This is a genomic window from Clostridium sp. UBA4548, assembly GCF_002387895.1.
Lineage (GTDB): Bacteria > Bacillota > Clostridia > Clostridiales > Clostridiaceae > Clostridium_J.
Window position 1 is genome coordinate 179,593 of the sequence record NZ_DGLI01000028.1, and the last position, 18,999, is coordinate 198,591.

Annotated in this window: 20 protein-coding genes; 3 read left to right on the forward strand and 17 right to left on the reverse strand. The window is 31.7% G+C overall.

The genetic code is table 11. From position 1 onward, the window contains the following. Positions 1–22: 22 nt before the first annotated feature. The 9 genes from ruvA to hflX all read right to left on the reverse strand — a co-directional run bounded on the left by ruvA (position 23) and on the right by hflX (position 9,130). Entirely contained in the window at positions 23–616 is a 594-nt protein-coding gene (gene ruvA / locus B3040_RS12015) for a Holliday junction branch migration protein RuvA (RefSeq protein WP_291573588.1), read from the reverse strand. A 193-nt stretch (positions 617–809) separates the two neighbouring features. Continuing rightward, positions 810–1,475, reverse strand: coding sequence for a hypothetical protein (locus tag B3040_RS12020; protein ID WP_291573590.1), 666 nt, complete (start codon positions 1,473–1,475; stop codon positions 810–812). Positions 1,476–1,840: 365 nt separating this feature from the next. Then, the gene (locus B3040_RS12025) at positions 1,841–3,616 is read right to left on the reverse strand and encodes a M3 family oligoendopeptidase (RefSeq protein WP_291573592.1); all 1,776 of its coding nucleotides are present in this window, start codon (positions 3,614–3,616) and stop codon (positions 1,841–1,843) included. Between the two features lie 218 nt (positions 3,617–3,834). Next, a complete protein-coding gene (locus B3040_RS12030; RefSeq protein WP_291573593.1) occupies positions 3,835–4,245 on the reverse strand; it encodes a DUF3785 family protein in 411 nt (136 codons plus the stop codon). 327 nt (positions 4,246–4,572) lie between these two features. Continuing rightward, complete coding sequence (locus tag B3040_RS12035; RefSeq protein WP_291573595.1) at positions 4,573–5,313, reverse strand: YebC/PmpR family DNA-binding transcriptional regulator; 741 nt, start codon at positions 5,311–5,313, stop codon at positions 4,573–4,575. Between the two features lie 110 nt (positions 5,314–5,423). After that, positions 5,424–6,071, reverse strand: coding sequence for a YigZ family protein (locus B3040_RS12040; RefSeq protein WP_291573597.1), 648 nt, complete (start codon positions 6,069–6,071; stop codon positions 5,424–5,426). Between the two features lie 15 nt (positions 6,072–6,086). Continuing rightward, positions 6,087–6,755, reverse strand: coding sequence for a HEAT repeat domain-containing protein (locus tag B3040_RS12045; protein WP_291573598.1), 669 nt, complete (start codon positions 6,753–6,755; stop codon positions 6,087–6,089). Between the two features lie 229 nt (positions 6,756–6,984). Continuing rightward, positions 6,985–7,209, reverse strand: a complete 225-nt coding sequence (locus B3040_RS12050; RefSeq protein ID WP_291573600.1) for a hypothetical protein — start codon at positions 7,207–7,209, stop codon at positions 6,985–6,987. Between the two features lie 133 nt (positions 7,210–7,342). Further along, complete coding sequence (gene hflX, locus B3040_RS12055; RefSeq protein WP_291573602.1) at positions 7,343–9,130, reverse strand: GTPase HflX; 1,788 nt, start codon at positions 9,128–9,130, stop codon at positions 7,343–7,345. A gap of 193 nt (positions 9,131–9,323) precedes the next feature. Here hflX and hpt point away from each other — a divergent pair, with 193 nt between their 5' ends. Then, on the forward strand, positions 9,324–9,857 hold the full coding sequence (hpt, locus tag B3040_RS12060) for a hypoxanthine phosphoribosyltransferase (protein ID WP_017414664.1): 534 nt from the start codon (positions 9,324–9,326) through the stop codon (positions 9,855–9,857). Between the two features lie 114 nt (positions 9,858–9,971). On the opposite strand, the gene B3040_RS12065 is transcribed toward hpt, so the two are convergent. Beyond that, the gene (locus tag B3040_RS12065) at positions 9,972–10,532 is read right to left on the reverse strand and encodes a hypothetical protein (protein WP_291573605.1); all 561 of its coding nucleotides are present in this window, start codon (positions 10,530–10,532) and stop codon (positions 9,972–9,974) included. A 181-nt stretch (positions 10,533–10,713) separates the two neighbouring features. Next, complete coding sequence (gene yunB / locus B3040_RS12070) at positions 10,714–11,373, reverse strand: sporulation protein YunB (RefSeq protein ID WP_291573607.1); 660 nt, start codon at positions 11,371–11,373, stop codon at positions 10,714–10,716. Positions 11,374–11,531: 158 nt separating this feature from the next. Here yunB and B3040_RS12075 point away from each other — a divergent pair, with 158 nt between their 5' ends. Further along, positions 11,532–14,012 (forward strand): transglycosylase domain-containing protein, encoded by a 2,481-nt coding sequence (locus B3040_RS12075; RefSeq protein ID WP_291573609.1) that lies wholly within the window; start codon positions 11,532–11,534, stop codon positions 14,010–14,012. 144 nt (positions 14,013–14,156) lie between these two features. Here B3040_RS12075 and spoVAE read toward each other — a convergent pair whose 3' ends face one another. The 6 genes from spoVAE to spoIIAA all read right to left on the reverse strand — a co-directional run bounded on the left by spoVAE (position 14,157) and on the right by spoIIAA (position 17,756). Next, on the reverse strand, positions 14,157–14,522 hold the full coding sequence (spoVAE, locus tag B3040_RS12080) for a stage V sporulation protein AE (protein ID WP_414632536.1): 366 nt from the start codon (positions 14,520–14,522) through the stop codon (positions 14,157–14,159). Next, complete coding sequence (gene spoVAD, locus B3040_RS12085) at positions 14,515–15,531, reverse strand: stage V sporulation protein AD (RefSeq protein WP_291573611.1); 1,017 nt, start codon at positions 15,529–15,531, stop codon at positions 14,515–14,517. The genes spoVAE and spoVAD overlap by 8 nt, the downstream gene beginning before the upstream one ends. 5 nt (positions 15,532–15,536) lie before the next feature. Next, positions 15,537–15,989, reverse strand: a complete 453-nt coding sequence (spoVAC, locus tag B3040_RS12090) for a stage V sporulation protein AC (RefSeq protein WP_291573613.1) — start codon at positions 15,987–15,989, stop codon at positions 15,537–15,539. 218 nt (positions 15,990–16,207) lie between these two features. Then, on the reverse strand, positions 16,208–16,963 hold the full coding sequence (gene sigF, locus B3040_RS12095) for an RNA polymerase sporulation sigma factor SigF (protein ID WP_017414671.1): 756 nt from the start codon (positions 16,961–16,963) through the stop codon (positions 16,208–16,210). A 9-nt stretch (positions 16,964–16,972) separates the two neighbouring features. Next, positions 16,973–17,407 carry an anti-sigma F factor gene (spoIIAB, locus tag B3040_RS12100; RefSeq protein ID WP_291573615.1) on the reverse strand — a complete coding sequence of 145 codons (435 nt, stop codon included), beginning with the start codon at positions 17,405–17,407 and terminating at the stop codon, positions 16,973–16,975. A gap of 13 nt (positions 17,408–17,420) precedes the next feature. Beyond that, a complete protein-coding gene (spoIIAA, locus tag B3040_RS12105; RefSeq protein ID WP_017414673.1) occupies positions 17,421–17,756 on the reverse strand; it encodes an anti-sigma F factor antagonist in 336 nt (111 codons plus the stop codon). Between the two features lie 303 nt (positions 17,757–18,059). On the opposite strand from spoIIAA, the gene speE reads away from it, so the two are divergent. Continuing rightward, positions 18,060–18,887, forward strand: a complete 828-nt coding sequence (gene speE / locus B3040_RS12110) for a polyamine aminopropyltransferase (protein ID WP_291573618.1) — start codon at positions 18,060–18,062, stop codon at positions 18,885–18,887. The last annotated feature ends 112 nt before the right edge of the window (positions 18,888–18,999 follow it).

Sequence of the window (18,999 nt, forward strand, 5' to 3'; positions counted from 1 at the left end):
GTTTTTAATGAATTAAAAAGTTTTAATTCATTAAAACTTGCAAACATCCTTTTATCATATCTTCTATGGATTTGGATTTATCCACATTGCTTAAAGCTTTTTCCGCTTCCTTCTCTGAATAACCCAAAGCAATAAGAGCTCCAAAAACTTCCGAAATTCTTTCTTCATTGCTTTCAACAGCTGAGATGCTAGTGTTTTTAGAAACTGTATCTTCTAATTTAATCTTATCCTTAAGTTCTAATATTATTCTTTGGGCTGTTTTTTTGCCAATCCCCGGTGCCTTAGTCAAAGTTTTTTCATCTCCACTGAGTATAGCATATTGAAGATTAGTAACATTACAAATAGACATTAAGGATAAAGTAGCTTTAGCTCCCACACCATTAATAGTAAGTAGTAAATTAAACATCCCTATTTCATCTTTAGTTAAAAATCCATATAATCCAATAAAATCTTCTCTAACCACTTGCTGAAGATACAGAGTAATATCTGCACCTACAGAAGGTAAACTAGATATGGTGCTGCCTGAGGTAAATACCTTATAACCTATTCCCATATTTTCAACTACTATGTAATCTTTAGCTAATCCTATAAAAGTTCCCTTTATGTATTCGTACATATATAATCACCTGTTATCTTATTTATTTTATGAAAAATGAAAATTCAAACTTAAACCATATTGAAGTATTCCAACTTAGATTTCTTAATTATGTTTGCATTGGAAGCCTATAACAACTATATATTACTTTACCATCTATAATACCACAATTCAACAAAAAACCTTAAGGAATAATCATCCTTAAGGTTTTTTGTTATGTGCTACAAAGTGACTGACCATATTCTACAGCATCTTGTATATTTGAAAACTGATAATCTTTATCCCCATAATACAAAGATTTTAAAAGATTACCTTTGTCCTCTATGTCCTTTAATGTTATGTTGGAATTATCTTCTCTTTTTGGATTTATAATTTTGCTTTCAACTACTCTAATGCTTTCATCCTTTTCCTTCTTATATATAACCATATTATTATCTTTAATACCTATAAAATAACTGTCAGGGGAATAATTATATCCTGCTACCTCCTTAATGAAAATAGCATCATTTTTGGTAAACTGTTGAAGTTTATATCCGAACTTCTTAAAAATTTCCTCTAATTGACTTTCATTAAGCCCTATTAATTTTTCCTTTTCAATTTTAATACTTTCGTCAATCTTATTATCAGCTTTAATGTGGTCCAAACAATTGGCATATCTTACTAAAAATTCTAGTTTTGTATCTTTTGTAATAATAACACCATTTTCCTTTATAAAACTAGTTTCCTTTGTCTCTGCTAATACACTCTCATCTAGATTATCACCATGGGTTCCTTTATTTATGAAGCTCAAACTAAGAGCATAACTAGCAGTAAAAAGACATATGGCAATGAATGTTATAACTATATAAAACATCTTATTTTGTTTAAATTCTTTTAACATAATATCCCTCCTATAAGGGATTATCACCACTCTAAAGATTTTTATACAATTATTCATTGATTTTTTTAATATTTTGTGAAGTATTTCTTTAATTATTCATTTATATAAATTCACTCCATATACCTGATGTGGACTTAACTTTACTCTTTACCTCAAAAAATACTTCACCTTTACATAAATAAAAAGAAACTGGTTTGTAATGCACTCTTGTGCATTACAAACCAGTTCCCTTATTTAGAATTATGATTTCCCACAATATTTTAACCAGCACTTAAAAGAGTAACTGCTCCATGTTGTTTAAGCTAGAATTAAAATTCCTTCTAAAGCAGTTTAACCTAAAGAACTTGTTCATTTCTTAATAATTTTTATCTCTTCAAGCTTAGCTCTAAGAATTTCTCAATATCTTCTTCAATGATGCTTAAAGAACCTCTCCAGAAATCAACTGAGTTAATATCAATGTTCATTATCTTAGTAACCTCAGCTACTTTTAATTTTCCTGTAACACTAAGTAACTTATCATACTCTTCAACAAAGGATTCTCCTCTTTTTAAGTATTCTGCATATAAGCCCTTTGCAAATAATAATCCAAAAGCATATGGGAAGTTGTAGAAGTTATATCCTGCTTCATAGTAGTGTGGTTTGCATACCCACATATAAGGATGTAGATATTCCTGATCTAGTCCATCTCCATAAGCTTCCTTTTGAGCTTCTATCATTAAGTTTTTTAATTCCTCACTGCTTAATGAGCTTACTTTTCTATTTTCAAATAAATTACTTTCAAAGATAAATCTGCTTAAGATATCTACAATTATTTGAGTGCTATCTGAAATTTCATTTTCTAAAATTGAAAAGGCTTCTTCCTCTGTAGCTGTTTTTATAGCAGCCTTCTTTACTATAGTTTCACAGAAGGTTGATGCAGTTTCTGCAATTGGCATTGGATAGTCACTATTTAAATATAATTCATCCTTTAAGCACTCTCCATGATAACCATGTCCAAGTTCATGAGCCATGGTTATTACATCACTTAAGGTATTACCATAGTTAAGCATTATACGGCTTTCACCTATCATTTGAAGATTGCTGCAGAAAGCTCCTCCTACTTTTCCTTCTCTTGGGTAAACATCTATCCAACTATTATCAAAGGCTCTTTTTGCAAAGTCCCCTAACTTATGGCTAAAGCTTCTAAAGTTTGCCTCAACAAAAGCCTTACCTTTTTCATATTCAAATTCCATTTCTACATTTCCCATTGGTGCAAATAATTCATAAAAAGGAAGTCCGTTATTATGTCCTAATAACTCACCTTTTCTTCTTAAATACTTTCTAAAGGTTGGAAGGCTCTCCTTCATAGCAGTAATCATTGCATCTAGAGTTTCTTTACTCATTCTAGATTTAAATAAGCTCTCATGCAATGGGGACTCAAAACCTCTCAAGTTAGCTACAGTTATAACTTCACCTTTAATTCCATTAAGAGCTGCAGCCACTGCCTCTTCAACCTTTGAATAAGCTTTCAGTTCTGCCTCATAAGCAGCCTTTCTTACCTTCCCCTCCTTATGATGAGCTAAATTTCTAGCTACAGTAAGCGGTACAGATTTTAATTCTCCATTTTCTTCAATTTCCACTCTTAAGTTAGAAGTTACTAAGTTTTTCATCTTGGACCAAGCACTTGAACCTGTAGTTCTCATCTTGGCAATAATTCCTTCTTCTTTATCACTTAGCATATATTTGCTTTCTTCTGCTATAGATGTTAAGAAGAATTCATATACCTTTAATTTATCTGAGCTTTGGATAATTTCTTGTAGGTTTTCTATGCTACCAATAAATTTGTAAACCTTAGCAGATGGTTCTGCAATTTTACTATACTTTTCTTCCCCAATTTCCATATTCTTCTGTGCTTCAGTGTTATTAGTATCCACACTTAAAATTAAAGATGCAAAACTTAAAACTTTATTAAAGTTTATTATCATCTCTGTATTAAGAGTAATATACTTTTCTAACAATTCCTTTTTGCACTCATAAGTATCTAGTGAGTTTGCAAAATCTATATACGCTTTAACATACTCATCACATTTTGCCATATCACGGCTATATTCTTCACTATCAAAAGAAGAATATAATTCTTTTAAACTCCAGTTTTCTTTCATTGACTTCGCCCCCTATAAAAATTAATGTTATCATTTCCCATTTTATCACTTTTTCTTAATAATTTGAATATTTTTATATGACTACACAGAAGTTTTACATTTGTAAACTAAAGTGCACAGTAACACTTGTTTTTTTATATTAATGAATTATATTAAACTTTTCTTGTAAATTCTTATAAAATAAAAAGAAGCTCTAAATAAAGCTTCTTAATTAGGAATTACATATCACATTGTTCAACTTCGATAGCCCAAGTACCGCAGTTTTTGCAAACTAAGATACTTACTATATAACTGTTATCTATTTTTTTATCCTTAACTAAAGAAGTTAAAGTAACATCCTTATATTCAGGAGATATTGTGCTTAAAACATAATTATTGTCCTTTGTAAACATATAAAAATGATATTCAAGAAATTCAAAGAACTTAGTATCATCTTTTCTATTGAACTTGCATTCCTCACAACAACTGTCATAATACTCAGCTGTAAAGCCAACCTCTTCACCTTTATTTAATAGTTCTAACACCGCTGAAATATTAAAATTTTCCACTTCCTCATTATTTATATAATCGCAATTCTCTTCCTTAAGCTCAAATTCTTTGTCTTCATATTGAAATTTATAGTTATTCATTATTAATCAAACCCTTCTATATCCTATGATTTTCCAACTTTAAAGTCTATTATAGATATATCACAACCAGAATAAGTTTTCAAGCATATATAAAGTACAACAGTGTTATTATAACACTAAGGTATCTTATTTATTAAAGCTTATTTTGAAAACAAAAATCACTCCTTTAGTTGTTTTATACAACCTCTAGAGTGATTTTACGTATATCATTACCCATAGAATTTAAATTTCAACATTTATCTTAATCCACAGAATAATCTGTATGTATATCACAATGAATCAAAATTTAGTATTAAGTTAAATCCTCTCAAAACATTGATTTGTCTACTAGCCTTCAAACTCCTCTGGGAACTCGGCATTATGCCAAACATCTTGTACATCGTCATCATCCTCAAGTGCATCAAGCATCTTTTGGAATTTAACTGATGTTTCCATATCTAATTCAGTAGTTGTATCTGCTACTAACTTAACTTCAGCTTCCAAGAACTCTATTCCATTGCTTTCAAGATTCTCTCTAACTGTACCGAAATCTTCTGAAGTTGTTGTTACAACATAAACTTCTTCCTCTGATGAGAAATCCTCTGCACCAGCATCAAGGGCCATCATCATTAACTCATCTTCATCAATGTTATCAGTTTTTTCTATAATTATTTCGCCCTTCTTTTGGAACATAAATCCTACACAGCCACTTGAACCCATGTTTCCACCATGTTTAGAAAATGCATATCTTACGTTACCAGCAGTTCTGTTTTTATTATCAGTTAATGTTTCTACTATAACTGCCACTCCATTTGGACCATAACCTTCATATGTAATCTCTTCATAAGTTACACCTTCAAGTTCTCCTGCTGCCTTTTTAATTGCTCTAGTAATTGTATCTTGAGGCATGTTTGCAGCTTTTGCTTTAGCAATAACGTCTCTTAGTTTGTTATTAGTTTCTGGATTAGAACCACCAGTTTTAGCAGCTACCATTAACTCCTTACCAATTTTTGTGAAAATCTTTCCTCTTTTTGCATCTACTTTGCTTTTTTTAGCTTGTATATTATGCCACTTTGAATGTCCGGACATATTATTTCCTCCTAACTATATATAAGGCATTTTCAAACGCCTAAAGTTTCCTTATTATACAAAATAACCTAAACATTATATCATACCCACCATATTAATTTCAAATCTGGTTAATTCACTACATAAAGCCTATTATCCTGTTTAAAGAAATATTCTTCATCCCCTTCACTAATAACCAGTTTTCCATTGGTATTTTCAGTTAAGGTGTCACTTATTTGTTTTATCATAGTTGATTCACAGTACATTAAAATTTCTACCTTGTCTGTGTAAACTGTATCTTCAATATGCCACTGATTAGTGCTACAAACATATTGGATCTTTCCTAGTAACTCATAATCTATGGTGATTCTCAAGGGCACTCCAAGAACTTTTTCCACTACTCCACTTTCCCCTATTGCCAAGGAAGCTCCCTTAGAATATGCTCTTGCAAGGCCTCCTGTCCCTAGGAGAATTCCTCCAAAGTATCTTGTTACTACTACAACTATATCTGTTAAGTCACTTTTTTTAAGAACTTCCAGTACTGGAATTCCCCCTGTGCCCTGTGGCTCTCCATCATCACTATATCTTTGAATTCCTTTATTTACACCAATTGCATAAGCATAAACATTATGTCTTGCTTCTTTATGTTGACCTTTTACTTTGTTAATAAACTCTTTAGCTTCCTCTTCCGTATGTACTCTTTTAACATGTCCAATAAACACGGACTTTTTCTCTTCAAATTCAGCAACAGCTTCATTTCTTACTGTAAAATAGCTCAAAATTCTCCCCCTCTCCTAAAGTTTTAAATCTTCCTCTAGAGCTAATAAAAATTCTTCACAAGCCTTTTGAATGTACGGCTTATCACTTGCATCTAAAATTTCTCTAACTTTTGGGACAGCTCTCTTGGATTTAAGCTTTTGAAGTGATTTTATAGCATAGGAAACCACCTGAGAATTAGCATCACTTAAAGCTCTAATTAGTGCAACTTCTCCTTTTTCATGAGCAAGCTTTCCTAGTGCAGATACGGCTAATCTTCTTATATTAACATGATTATTTACAGTTCCCTTAATTAAAATATCTACACATTCCTCTATTCTCAATTCTCCTATAATCCAAATTGCTGACTCTTTGTCCTTTAGAGTTAATTCCATATAATTTCTTTTTATAAAGTCTTTAAGTTTTTCTTTGTTCACCTTATCTAAGCTGTTTAAAACGTAAATCCTTTCCGATTTATCGGCCTTAGCTAAGGATTTAAATAATTCATCTATGCTGGAACTTTTAACTAAATATCTATATTTAATTTTAGCATTAATTATCTGCTTTTGTATTGTAACCTTATCTAAGTTTCTAATTTTACTAATAGCCTCTAAAGATTTTCCTTCTAAATGCAGGAAATAGGTTATTTCTTCTTCGCTATAGTTTTCTATGAAATCCCAATTGTATTTTACTAATCCGCTGCTCAAACTCTTACCACCTTAAACTCTATTTATAAGAAATAAAAATTATGTGTCTACTTATATATGAATTTATATACTTTACTTAAGATTTCAGAATAACCAAATTAAATTTTCACCCCAAAACTAATATTATATAAGAAGTTTATATAATAACTTATAAGTAAATCTCTCTATAAAATATAAGATATGAACTATTAAAAAGTCATATCTTATATATCACATATTAATTTTACGACTATAAATGGATTTTCTCAATGTTTTTCCTTTCAAATCCTCCACATTTATTACATTTAAATATATGGACACAACAATTTCCATTGTCATCTATGGGATCATCAGCACTGTAGTCATCAAAATACTCTTGTTCTCGTCCTTTATTCTCCATGACACCCTCACAGTGATGGCATTTATAAACTGTATTGTATAAATCATTACACAATGGGCAAATTACTTCCTCCATAACTTGAGCCTCCTACTAAAAACTGATTTTATTATTTTCACTGGTTTCTTAATATGATTATTCTACAAAAACCTGTAAACTATTCTACTAGTGTAGCTTACAAATAGAAAAAGCAGAGAACCCTCTGCTTTTCCTATTCTACAATATAATTTTTACATTTATTATAAACTTCTTCATCACCTTGAACCTTTACTAAAGTTCCTTCTTCTAAGTATTCTTCGCCTTCAACCTTTGCATTTCTATGAAGATAAGCTACTGTTGAGGAATCACTATAAGGTATTATCACCTTAAAGCTTTTTAATTTATATGGTAATATTTTTGTGCACTCTTGAAGTAACTCATCTAAATTTTCACCAGTTTTAGCTGAAATCTCAATGATGTTGTATTTTGAAAACTTCTCTTTAAGGCTAATTAATTGTTCCTCTGAAGTTTTATCAATTTTATTAAATACTAAAATTGTAGGCTTCTCACCTGCACCTAATTCTTTTAACACCTCTTCAACTACTTCTATTTGAAGAGCTGCAGTAGCACTTGAAGAGTCTACTACATGAAGAAGTATATCTGAATACACAACTTCTTCTAAGGTTGATTTAAAGGCTTCCACTAAATCATGTGGGAGTTTTCTTATGAATCCAACAGTGTCAGTTACTGTTGCTTCTCTATTATCTGGAAGCACTATACCTCTTGTAGTAATATCTAAGGTTGCAAATAGCATATCTGCTTCAAACACCTTTTCCTTTGTCACAGCTGACTTTTGTGGTGAAAAATCAGTAAGAATATTTCTTAAAGTTGACTTTCCAGCATTGGTATAGCCCACAAGAGAAATTCTTGAAATATTATCCTTATTTCTACCTTCTCTTTGTGTAGCTCTGGTTGTTTTAATTTTTTCTAACTCTCTATTTAAATCATAAATAGTTTCCTTTATATGTCTTCTATCTGTTTCTAACTTCTTTTCTCCCGGTCCTCTAGTTCCAATTCCTCCCCCAGTTCTTGAAAGAACGGTTCCAAGGCCACTTAACCTACTCAATCTATATTTTAATTGAGATAACTCTACTTGAATTTTTGCTTCTTTTGTTTTAGCTCTTCTTGCAAATATATCCAAGATTAAAGTAGTTCTATCAACTACCTTAACACCCAGAGCTTGCTCAAGATTTCTCACCTGAGATCCTGATAATTCTTCATCGAAAATTACTACATTTGCTCTTAAGGATTGTCTTAGTAGTGCTATTTCTTCAACCTTTCCACTTCCAATATATAGAGCTGGATCTATTTTATTTCTTTTTTGCAATATGCTATATACTGGCTCCACATTACAAGCCTTTGTTAGTTCTTCTAGTTCTTGAAGACTTTCTTCATCTTCAACTGCTACTAAAATTGCTCTTTCACTGTTATCCTCAATAATCTCGTTATCTTTCATCAAGCTTTCAACATGTTTAACTCTATCTAGAAAATTAAACTCTAGTAATTTTCCTATACTTAAAGGTCCAACTTCCTCTTCAATTAAAATATTATTTCTTACATCGCAAAAGCCTAAATTAAAATAAAGGGGATTATCCTGGGATACTCCAATGGCTACTATGCAGTCCAATTTCAATTTAAGCAGTGCTGAAATATCTAAAGCAGATAGTTTTGGATTTCCATTAGGATGAGTATGTATTACTCTTATAGAAGATAATTTACCTTCTTTTATATTAATTTCAGGCATATCTACAGTAGAACTATCTCCTATAGCTACACTTACTACAGAACCTTTTCTATCTATAGCTACACTTACTTCTCTTTCTAATTCTAATGTAACTTCCTTTAAAAGGTTTGCTAATTCTTCTGTAAGCACTTCAACTTTTCCGAATTTCATATCATATATTTCATCTAATTTGTTTAATATAAACTTTTTAACACCTTCTGTATTTCCATTTACCATAAAATCATCTCCACCCTGTTTAAAATAAAGTTATTTTAGAATAATATAGTTTGGACCTAAAAAGTTATTTATCTACATTATTCTTTATAATAAGTATTTATGTTTTTATAGTCTTATATACCCTTGACAACTTTCATATTATTTTATACTATAAAGGCATTATTGTAAATATAGATTAGAGGGTGTGAATCTTATGGAAAATAAACAAAGAAATATATTGTTTTCTAAAGAACAAATTGATGTAGCAATCACTAAAGTTGGTGCACAAATCTCTAAAGACTATGCAGATAAAAAGTTATATGTTCTTTCACTTTTAAGAGGAAGCTTCATTTTTACTGCAGATTTAGTTAGAGAAATCGGAGTTCCAACTAAAATTGGATTTATGACAACTTCAAGCTATGGCCACGGTGAAGAAACCTCTGGGGTTTGTAAGGTTGTTAATGATGTTCCAGATAATATAGAAGGCTATGATGTTCTAGTGGTGGATGACATAATAGATAGTGGAATAACTATGGATTTTGTAATGAATCACGTTAAAAACCTTGGTGCTAACAGTGTTAAGTGCTGCACACTATTAGATAAGCCTGAAAGAAGAAAAATTGAAATGAAACCTGATTATTGTTGTTTTGAGATCCCTGATCTATTTGTAGTAGGTTATGGATTAAATTATGGTGACTACTACAGAAACATACCATACGTATTTAATTGGGAAACACCTGAAGAATAATTTTGTACATAAAAACACCACCTAGAAATATCTATGGTGGTATTTTTATAGTTTTTTAAAATCGATAAAAAAATAAAACCAACAGTAATATTAAACCGTTGATTTCACACTTCTTTAAATAGCTGCCGTTGTAAAGTCGAAACTGTCTTGTCTCTTATAATCCCGTAAAAGCCCCGTATATATAACATCTTTGTTCTCCATGTTATAAAAGTGTGTGGGTTGCACTAATGCTGGTGGAATATTAAAATCTAAAACTCCACTCTTTAATAATACCTCAGATACAAATTGTGAACAAAAATAATGATTTGTTCTTTCTATAGGGACATTAACCAGTACCCCTAATAATCCTATCATATTGTAATGAAGGTTATGTTTTTTAATTTCAAAGCCCTTAATTATATTTCTAATAGCTTCGTACTGTTCATCAGTTACCTCTATAGCATAAATATAACACTTTGTATTTTCAAACTTTTTATAAATCCCATCTTTTATATCCTCTTTTATAAACCCTCCAATAAAAGGATTATTTACTTTCTTCCTTGCAAAACTATATAATTCCTTTAGTTCAGAATCCAAACCAATAGAAACATGAGAATATTTTTCTCTGGAGAAAAGTTTAATTACCTTAGAAGGAGCTGTTCCTGTATATGAAAGCATAATATATATTTTTTTCATATGTTTCCTCCATTTAAATTATAATTAATAAATTCGCTATAATTAATAAAACAACAATAATTATTAAGACTATATAATTGCTGAACTAATCATTTATTGATTTAATTTTAACACAGCTTTAATAGTTTGTCCTTATAAATCTATTAGAAATATTTCAATGAATTTCCAAGTTAAAAAGAACCTACTGACCAATAGTTTCATTTTGTAATAAATCCTTATTTAAATCCATTTGTAAAGAGGTTTGAGGAACTTTTCCTACAATAATAGTTTCAGCTATTGGAACCTGATTTACTATTTCCATATCACTACTTGCCATAGGAATTATAACCTTAATTTTAGTTTTAGCCTCTAAATATATTTTGTGTCTAGTTTGGTTTATTCCTGCTGTTTCAAACTTTGAAATATACTTAGTTTCTATATGCCCTATGGGTTGCATTCTCACCGTAACCTTAGGACCATAATAAGCAAGTATATTATTTTTTGCTAAATAACCAAAAGGTAATCTAATTCCCACCTCTCCAATCCTTCGTATCTCCTCTTGTGCATTAAGCGCTACACCAGTGGCAATTTTATTCATTTTAAGAGTATCCGTTCTTATCATTGATATATTGCCTTCCCCGTCTTTTTCTACATTGATTATTTCTCCATAGTTAAAGTTATTAGAATACTCCTCAAATATGGCTTTATTAATGATTTCCGTTGCCTTAGCTTTCATCTCTGCATCACAGGTTACCATAACTGTAGGCATAATAACTGAATCTAGTGCATAAATAGCAGTAAAGGATAATGATATTAGAAAAAATACTATAATTAATAATTTAAGTTTTGTTATAGCTTTCATGGATAAACCCCTTTATAATTGTAATATAATGGATATAATTATACCTATGTATATATTTATATGTATGCTAGGAAGTGCAAAGAATAACTTTGTTTTTAAATTTTAAAAATTATGGTATAATAACTAAAAATGAAAGAAAATCTTAAGGAGGATACCTTATGGGGGAAAATAGACAAACCGAAGGAAAAAACAAAAAACCCATGAAAAAAAAGAAGAAAAAATTCTTTAAAATTCTATATATACTTCTTTTATTAGTTATTTTAACTTCCATAGCAGTTGGTGGAGGAATTTTTCTAGCAGTTATAAAAACTGCACCAAAGCTTGAAGTAAATAATTTTTTAAAGGTTAGAGAAACTTCCATACTTTATGATAATGCTGGACAAAAAATGGATGAGTATATTTCTGAGCAACGAAGAATCGCTATAACCTTGGATAAGGCACCAGAGGATTTAAAAGATGCTTTTGTTAGTATTGAAGATGAAAGATTTAAATCTCATCATGGCATAGACTACAGAAGACTAGCTGGTTCCACTTTAAAAAATGTAAAAGTACTAGTTGGTATGGCTCAAGGAAGCTATGAGGGTGCTTCCACTATTACCCAACAGCTAGTTAAATACAAGTTTTTTTTACAAGAATCATTAGATAACAGATTATCTTTTAAAAGAAAAATTCAAGAAATGTATCTAGCTATGGAAATTGAAAAAAAATTAAGTAAGGATCAAATTTTAGAAGCATATATGAATACTATATTCTTAGGAGGAGACTCCCATGGAGTAGAAGCTGCTGCCAATATGTACTTCAACAAATCGGTTTCAGACTTAACCTTAAAGCAGGCAGCCTTTCTAGCAGGCGCTGCTCAAAACCCTTCATTATCCTTTACTATGGCGCGTAATGCCTTTGAAACTAAACAGCCTTTTGACTCTCCTAGAACAAAAGCTGTTTTAGGAAAGATGTTAGAAACTGGCGCTATTACTCAAGGAGAATATGATACAGCTATGGCTGAGAATTTAACCTTCACTTTCTCTGAAGTGTCAATAGATAAGATGAACTATGAATGGTTTTCTCGTCCTGTGGTTGAACAAGTAAAAAAAGATTTAATGAAAGTTTATGGATATACTGAGGCTGAAGCCTATGAACATCTTAATTCTGGTGGATTACAAATACACACTACAATGGATAAGAAAATTCAAGACTCTACTCAAAAGGTTATAAATGAATCTTTTCCTAATTACAAGGATTTACAAGCTTCTGCAGTAGTAGTTGATTATTTAAAGGGTGAAGTGAAAGCTATTGTAGGTGGTCGTGGAGAACAACCTGCTTTATCTTATAATAGAGCAGCTTCTGATAACTTCTTAAGATCTCCTGGTTCAAGCATAAAGCCATTAACAGTATATGCACCAGCCATAGATTCAAAGAAGATGACTGCTGGTTCAGTATTTGAAGATGCACCTATTCCTAAAAATGTGGGTTCTAAATATGCTGCACCTGGTAAAGAACCTTATAGTCCTACTAACCTTCCAAACAAATATGCTGGTTATATAACTTTAAGGGATGCAGTAAAATATTCTAAAAACACTATTTCTGTTAAAATAGATGATGAAATTGGACTTCAAACTGCAGTGAAGTATGGTGAAAAGTTCGGGATTCACTTAGATAATACAGACAAAACAAGTATTTCTGCTCTTGCTTTAGGACAGCTAGATGGTGGAGAGCTAAAAGGAACTAACCCACTTGCAATGGCACAGGCTTATGGTGCTTTTGGAAATCAAGGGATGATGTCTAAAGCAAGAATGTATACTAAAGTAACTGATAAGAGTGGAAAGGTTCTTTTAGAACCAAAGTTCGAATCTACTCAAGTAATTTCACCTCAGGCAGCTTATATAATGTACGACTTATTAAAAGAGCCAATTGCTGGAACTGGTCCTGGTGCTAAATTTGGGGATATGCCAGTTAGAGGTAAGACAGGAACCTCTTCTGATTATGTAGATATTTCTTTCGCTGGACTTACACCTTATTACTCTGCTGCTGTATGGATTGGTTACGATAATTACAAAGAACTTGATAGTGGTGTTAGAGGTAGTAATAACTCAGCTACCCTATGGGGGAAAATTATGAAACCTATTCATGAAGGCTTACAGGTAAAAGATATCCAAAAGCCCGAGGGAATCGTTAACGCTTATGTATCTAAAGATTCAGGGAAAATTCCTACTGAACTTACAAAGCGTGATCCAAGAGGTAATAGAGCTTATCAAGAAATGTTTATAGAAGGAACTCAACCTACTACTCTTGATGATGTTCATGTTGAATTAGAAGTAACAAAAGGAGCAGATGGTAAATACTATCTAGCTACTGAATTTACTCCAAAGGATAAAGTTGAAAAGAGAGTATTTATTAAGAGGGAAAATAAATATAATGTTAAACTTGAGGATGATGCTTACTTAGCTCCTACTGAAAAGGATCCAACAAAGCCTGAAGATAAGCCTCCAGTAACAACTGATCCCCCTGGTACAACTACACCTGGAACTACTCCTGGTGGTACTGGCACCGATCCTAATAAACCTGGTACATCAACTGATCCAACTAAGCCTCCTAATAAACCTGGAGAGCCAACTATTCCTCCTACAAACCCAAATCCTTAAAATTAAATTTAACTAAATTTAAAATACCCCCAGTGCTTTTAAAAAGCATTGGGGGTATAGTTTATTGCAAATTTTAAAGGTTATTTTATTTATAGGATTTTTTATACTTTAATTTAACCTTAAAATTTATTTTAAAGCTGAAAATTATTTTGTCTTAGAGTTAAAACAAAGTGACATGATGTATCCAAATACAATAGCTACCGTAATTCCTCCTGCAGTACCCTTAACTCCACCTGTAAAAACACCTATAATTCCACTATCATCAACTTCTTTCATAACTCCCTTGGCAAGTGAGTATCCAAAGCCTGGCAGTGGAACTGTAGCACCGGATTTCCCAACTTCAACTATTTTTTCATATATGCCAAATCCTTGAAGTATAACCCCAGCTGTTACAAAAATAACTAGTATTCTTGCTGGCGTAAGCTTTGTGGTATCCATTAATACTTGTGCTATAACACAAATTATTCCTCCTACAAGAAAAACTCTTAAATACTCTCCTATGTTAATCACCTCCACATTCCACTACAACAGCATGAGCTATTCCTGGAATACTTTCCCCTTGAAGGGCTGATGTTGAACTTAGAAGGGCTCCTGTAGCAATTAATAGTACTCTTTTATATTTTTTATTTAGTAAACCTTTATATATCATGCTACACATTACAGTGGCAGAACATCCTGCTCCACTTCCACCACAATTAGTTCCTTGATTTTCCCCATGAAAGATTTCCTCTCCACAGTCAATATAATTGCTTTCTATGTTGTAGCCATATTCCTTTAGTAGCTCTATGGTAATAGTTTTTCCTACTTTCCCTAAGTCCCCACTTACTATCAAGTCATAATCCTTTTCTGTTCTATTGGTATCCTGAAAATGTTGCTTTAAGGTATCAACAGCAGCAGGCGCCATAGCTGCTCCCATTTCATTGGGATCCTTTATGCCATAGTCCTTAACTTTTCCTGTAGTAACATGTGTAATGTAGGGATACTCTCCCCTTTTTCCAAGGAGTAATGCTCCTGCACCAGTTACCGTCCATTGGGAAGAAGGGGATCTTTGACTTCCCATTTCCAAGGGTAATCTAAATTGACGCTCAGCAGAAGAAAAATGGGAGGAGGTTGATGCAATAGCATAAGCTGCAAATTCAGCTTCAATTGCCATAGCTGCCATAGTTATAGCTTCAGTAAAAGTGGAGCAAGCTCCATAAAGTCCAATAAAAGGAATTTCTAAATCTCTTGCCATAAAGGTAGATGACATTATTTGGTTTAATAGGTCCCCTGCAAAAATATAATCAATGTCTGATTCCTTCATTCCTGCTTTTTTAATACAGGAAGTCACTGTGTTATAGTGAATTTTGCTCTCTGCTAGCTCAAAGCTTTTACACTCACACATATCATCACTGAGTATTTCGTGAAAATATTCTTTTAAGGGCCCCTCCCCCTCCTTTGGCCCTACTATCGTATAGGCTTCAATGATTTTAGGTTTACTTCCTAACTCTACAGTTTGAAGTCCAACTTTTCTTGCCACAAACATCACCACCTAAAAAAGTAATATAATATTCCTAAAATAAAAGAAGATGTTATTCCATAAACAAGCACTGGTCCAGCCACAGTAAACATTTTTGCCGCTACACCAAATACAAAACCCTCTTTCTTAAATTCTATAGCAGGTGAAACTATTGAGTTAGCAAATCCAGTGATAGGTACTACTGATCCTGCCCCTGCATAATCTCCAATCTTATCATATATACCCACACCTGTAAGTAATGCGCCTATAAAAATCATTATTATTGATTCAAAAGCTGAAGCTTCTACTTTTGATATTCCTAAGTTAATGAGAACATCGTATATTATCTCTCCAACCATACATATTAACCCGCCAGTCCAAAAGGCTCTAAAACTATTTCTCACCAAATTAGGCTTAGGTTTAGACTGTTCGTAAAGTTGCTGAAACTTTTGTCTTATGTTTTTTTCCTTAACTTTCATAGTGAACAACTCCTTATTATCTTTGCTGTTAGATTAATCAGATCATTAGCCTATTTATTTTCCTTTTACCTAGGAAAGTTTCACTATTTTAATAATGATTTTATCTAGTAAATTATTATTTACTCTGGCAATAAATATATTATCTGCAAATATCTTATTTTTACTCAAAAATAAGATACTATTGAGTGTTACTCAATAGTATCTTATTCAATGGCGTCCTATCCACTTAACTTTTCTTTCATTATCTTTAAAACTTTTTTTTCAATTCTTGATACTTGAACCTGACTAATACCCATCATTTTAGCTACTTGAATTTGGGTCTTATCCTTAAAGTATCTTAAAAGTATAATTTGTCTTGATTTCATATCAAGCTTTGTCAAAGCTTCTTTCAATGCTAACTTATCAATAACTTCATTATCTTCTTCATAATCCTCACTTAGTTTATCAATTAGTAGCACTGGAGCTCCATCATCTTGATGTATAGTATCATATAGATATTGCATACTACTAGAAGATTCTAATGCAGTGATAATTTCTTCCTTATCAATGCCTGAAAACTGTGAAAGCTCTTCAATTGTAGGTTCTCTTCCCAACTTTTTTGTTAAGGAATCCTTATCGTAATGAAGTTTTCTTGCTGTATTTTTTACACTTCTACTAACTTTAATAATTCCATCATCTCTTAAAAATCTCTTTATCTCTCCTATTATCATGGGAACAGCATATGTAGAGAATTTCACATTAAATTTATCATCAAAGTTATTTACTGCCTTTACAAGTCCAATACATCCTATTTGAAATATATCATCATACTCATATCCTCTATTTAAAAACTTTTTACTTATAGAAGACACTAAAGGTAAATTCATTTCAATAAGATAATCTAGCGCAACCTTATCCCCATCTTTCGCAAGCTTTATTAACTGCATGTTGTCATCATAATTGTAATTATTATTTTTAAGCCCCTTATCACTCATACTCTTCACCTATCTTACTGAGTTAAAGATCTTCTTCATTGTAATAGTTGTTCCCCTACCTTTTTCAGATTTAACTTCTAAGGAATCCATAAATGTTTCCATAACAGTAAATCCCATACCAGATCTCTCTAAATCTGGTCTTGAGGTATATAATGGTTGCATAGCAAGCTCTAAATTATCAATTCCTTCTCCCTCATCAGTGACACTAACAGTTAGTTCATTTCCATTTATTGCAGCTTCTACAGTGACAGTTTTATCTTCATTTTCATTACCATATCCATGAATTATTGCATTGGTTACCGCTTCTGAAATAGCTGTTTTTATATCGCTAATTTCATCTAAAGTGGGATCTAACTGAGCAGCAAATGCAGAAACTACTACCCTTGCAAAACTCTCATTTTCCGAAATACTTTTAAATTCTACTTTCATTCTATTTTGCTTCATTACAATCCCTCCATTAAATGTTGTTGACCGCTTGTTCAACATCATCAAAAACTGAAATTATTTTAAACATACCTGATAACTCAAATACTCTCTTTACTGAAGCTCTTGGATTAGTAATACAAACCTTTCCATTTCTCATAGCTACCTTTTTATATCGGCCAATAACAGCACCAATTCCCGAACTATCCATAAAGTTTACCCCTGAAAAGTCTAATATCAACTTTGTGTATCCTTCTTTGTCCAACATATCATCTACTCTATTTCTAACTTCTTCAGCACTATGGTGGTCTAGTTCCCCTTGCAAGTAAACCACAAGCTTATCCGTAACTGGCTCAAATCTTAGTAACATGCGTATCCCTCCAAAATTTTTATATATATGCAAAACCTTTCCATTTATGATTATTAATTATACACTAATTATTCTATAAATTACAGTTTTTTCCTTCTTTTTAACAATATTTTTATATTTATTTTTAAAATTTATTTTTTTTAAGTAAAATTCTAGTAAAAAACCTTGGTTTTCCTGCACAATATACTGCATGTTGGGCAAAATACTATATATTGCAGAAAATATTTTATATTGTTATAATGGTGTTGTTTATTTTTTACAACTATATATAATAGTAGAAATTACAACTTGGAGGAATTTAATATGGAAATGTGGTTAAAAGAAGAACAAATAGAAAGTGCAGCTATGACTTATAAGATAAAAGAAACTTTGGTTAGAAGAAAAACTGACTTTCAAGATTTAGCTATATTAGATACAGAAGCTTTAGGAAGAATGCTTGTCCTTGATGGGATTGTACAAACAACTATTAATGATGAATATGTTTATCATGAAATGATAGCTCATATACCTCTATTTACTCATCCAAATCCTAAGAAAGTTTTAGTTGTTGGTGGTGGAGATGGTGGCGCTATCAGAGAAGTGCTAAAGCATCCTTCAGTAGAAAAAGCTGTATTATGTGAAATCGATGGTGCTGTTGTAGAGGAGTGCAAAAAGTATTTGCCTGAAATATCTTGTGCATTAGATGACCCAAGATGTGAGGTTTTTATAGGTGACGGAATTAAATATGTTCATGAACATAAAAATGAATTTGATATAATAATTGTAGATTCTACTGATCCTTTCGGAGCTGCGGAGGGATTATTCGGCGGAAGCTTCTATAAAGAAATCTCTGAATGCTTAACTGAGGAAGGTATATTCATAGCTCAAACAGAAACTCCTTTCTATCTTCCAGAAGTAGTTAAGAGTGTATTTAATGACGCAAAAGCTGTTTTCCCTGTAACTAAGTTATTTATGGCAGCTATCCCTACTTATCCAAGCGGATACTGGAGCTTTACAGTAGGTTCTAAAAAGCATGATCCTGAAAATGCTGACCTAACTAATGCTTTAGACATAGATACTAAATACTATACTAAAAAACTACACAAAGCCTGTTTTACCCTTCCTAAATATGTTGAAGATTTAATTAAATAAATACTTTATATGTTACAAATTTAATAACTATAATATAACATCAGTTTAATAATTAAACTCAAGTTATAACACAAGGCTAGTGAACTTTTCACTAGCCTTTAAAATTTAAAAC

Excerpts from the sequence above, each read along its gene's own strand:
- ruvA (WP_291573588.1), bottom strand. The coding sequence starts at position 616 with ATGTACGAATACATAAAGGGAACTTTTATAGGATTAGCTAAAGATTAC.
- B3040_RS12020 (WP_291573590.1), bottom strand. The coding sequence starts at position 1,475 with ATGTTAAAAGAATTTAAACAAAATAAGATGTTTTATATAGTTATAACA.
- B3040_RS12025 (WP_291573592.1), bottom strand. The coding sequence starts at position 3,616 with ATGAAAGAAAACTGGAGTTTAAAAGAATTATATTCTTCTTTTGATAGT.
- B3040_RS12030 (WP_291573593.1), bottom strand. The coding sequence starts at position 4,245 with ATGAATAACTATAAATTTCAATATGAAGACAAAGAATTTGAGCTTAAG.
- B3040_RS12035 (WP_291573595.1), bottom strand. The coding sequence starts at position 5,313 with ATGTCCGGACATTCAAAGTGGCATAATATACAAGCTAAAAAAAGCAAA.
- B3040_RS12050 (WP_291573600.1), bottom strand. The coding sequence starts at position 7,209 with ATGGAGGAAGTAATTTGCCCATTGTGTAATGATTTATACAATACAGTT.
- hflX (WP_291573602.1), bottom strand. The coding sequence starts at position 9,130 with ATGGTAAATGGAAATACAGAAGGTGTTAAAAAGTTTATATTAAACAAA.
- hpt (WP_017414664.1), top strand. The coding sequence starts at position 9,324 with ATGGAAAATAAACAAAGAAATATATTGTTTTCTAAAGAACAAATTGAT.
- B3040_RS12065 (WP_291573605.1), bottom strand. The coding sequence starts at position 10,532 with ATGAAAAAAATATATATTATGCTTTCATATACAGGAACAGCTCCTTCT.
- yunB (WP_291573607.1), bottom strand. The coding sequence starts at position 11,373 with ATGAAAGCTATAACAAAACTTAAATTATTAATTATAGTATTTTTTCTA.
- B3040_RS12075 (WP_291573609.1), top strand. The coding sequence starts at position 11,532 with ATGGGGGAAAATAGACAAACCGAAGGAAAAAACAAAAAACCCATGAAA.
- spoVAC (WP_291573613.1), bottom strand. The coding sequence starts at position 15,989 with ATGAAAGTTAAGGAAAAAAACATAAGACAAAAGTTTCAGCAACTTTAC.
- sigF (WP_017414671.1), bottom strand. The coding sequence starts at position 16,963 with ATGAGTGATAAGGGGCTTAAAAATAATAATTACAATTATGATGACAAC.
- spoIIAB (WP_291573615.1), bottom strand. The coding sequence starts at position 17,407 with ATGAAGCAAAATAGAATGAAAGTAGAATTTAAAAGTATTTCGGAAAAT.
- spoIIAA (WP_017414673.1), bottom strand. The coding sequence starts at position 17,756 with ATGTTACTAAGATTTGAGCCAGTTACGGATAAGCTTGTGGTTTACTTG.
- speE (WP_291573618.1), top strand. The coding sequence starts at position 18,060 with ATGGAAATGTGGTTAAAAGAAGAACAAATAGAAAGTGCAGCTATGACT.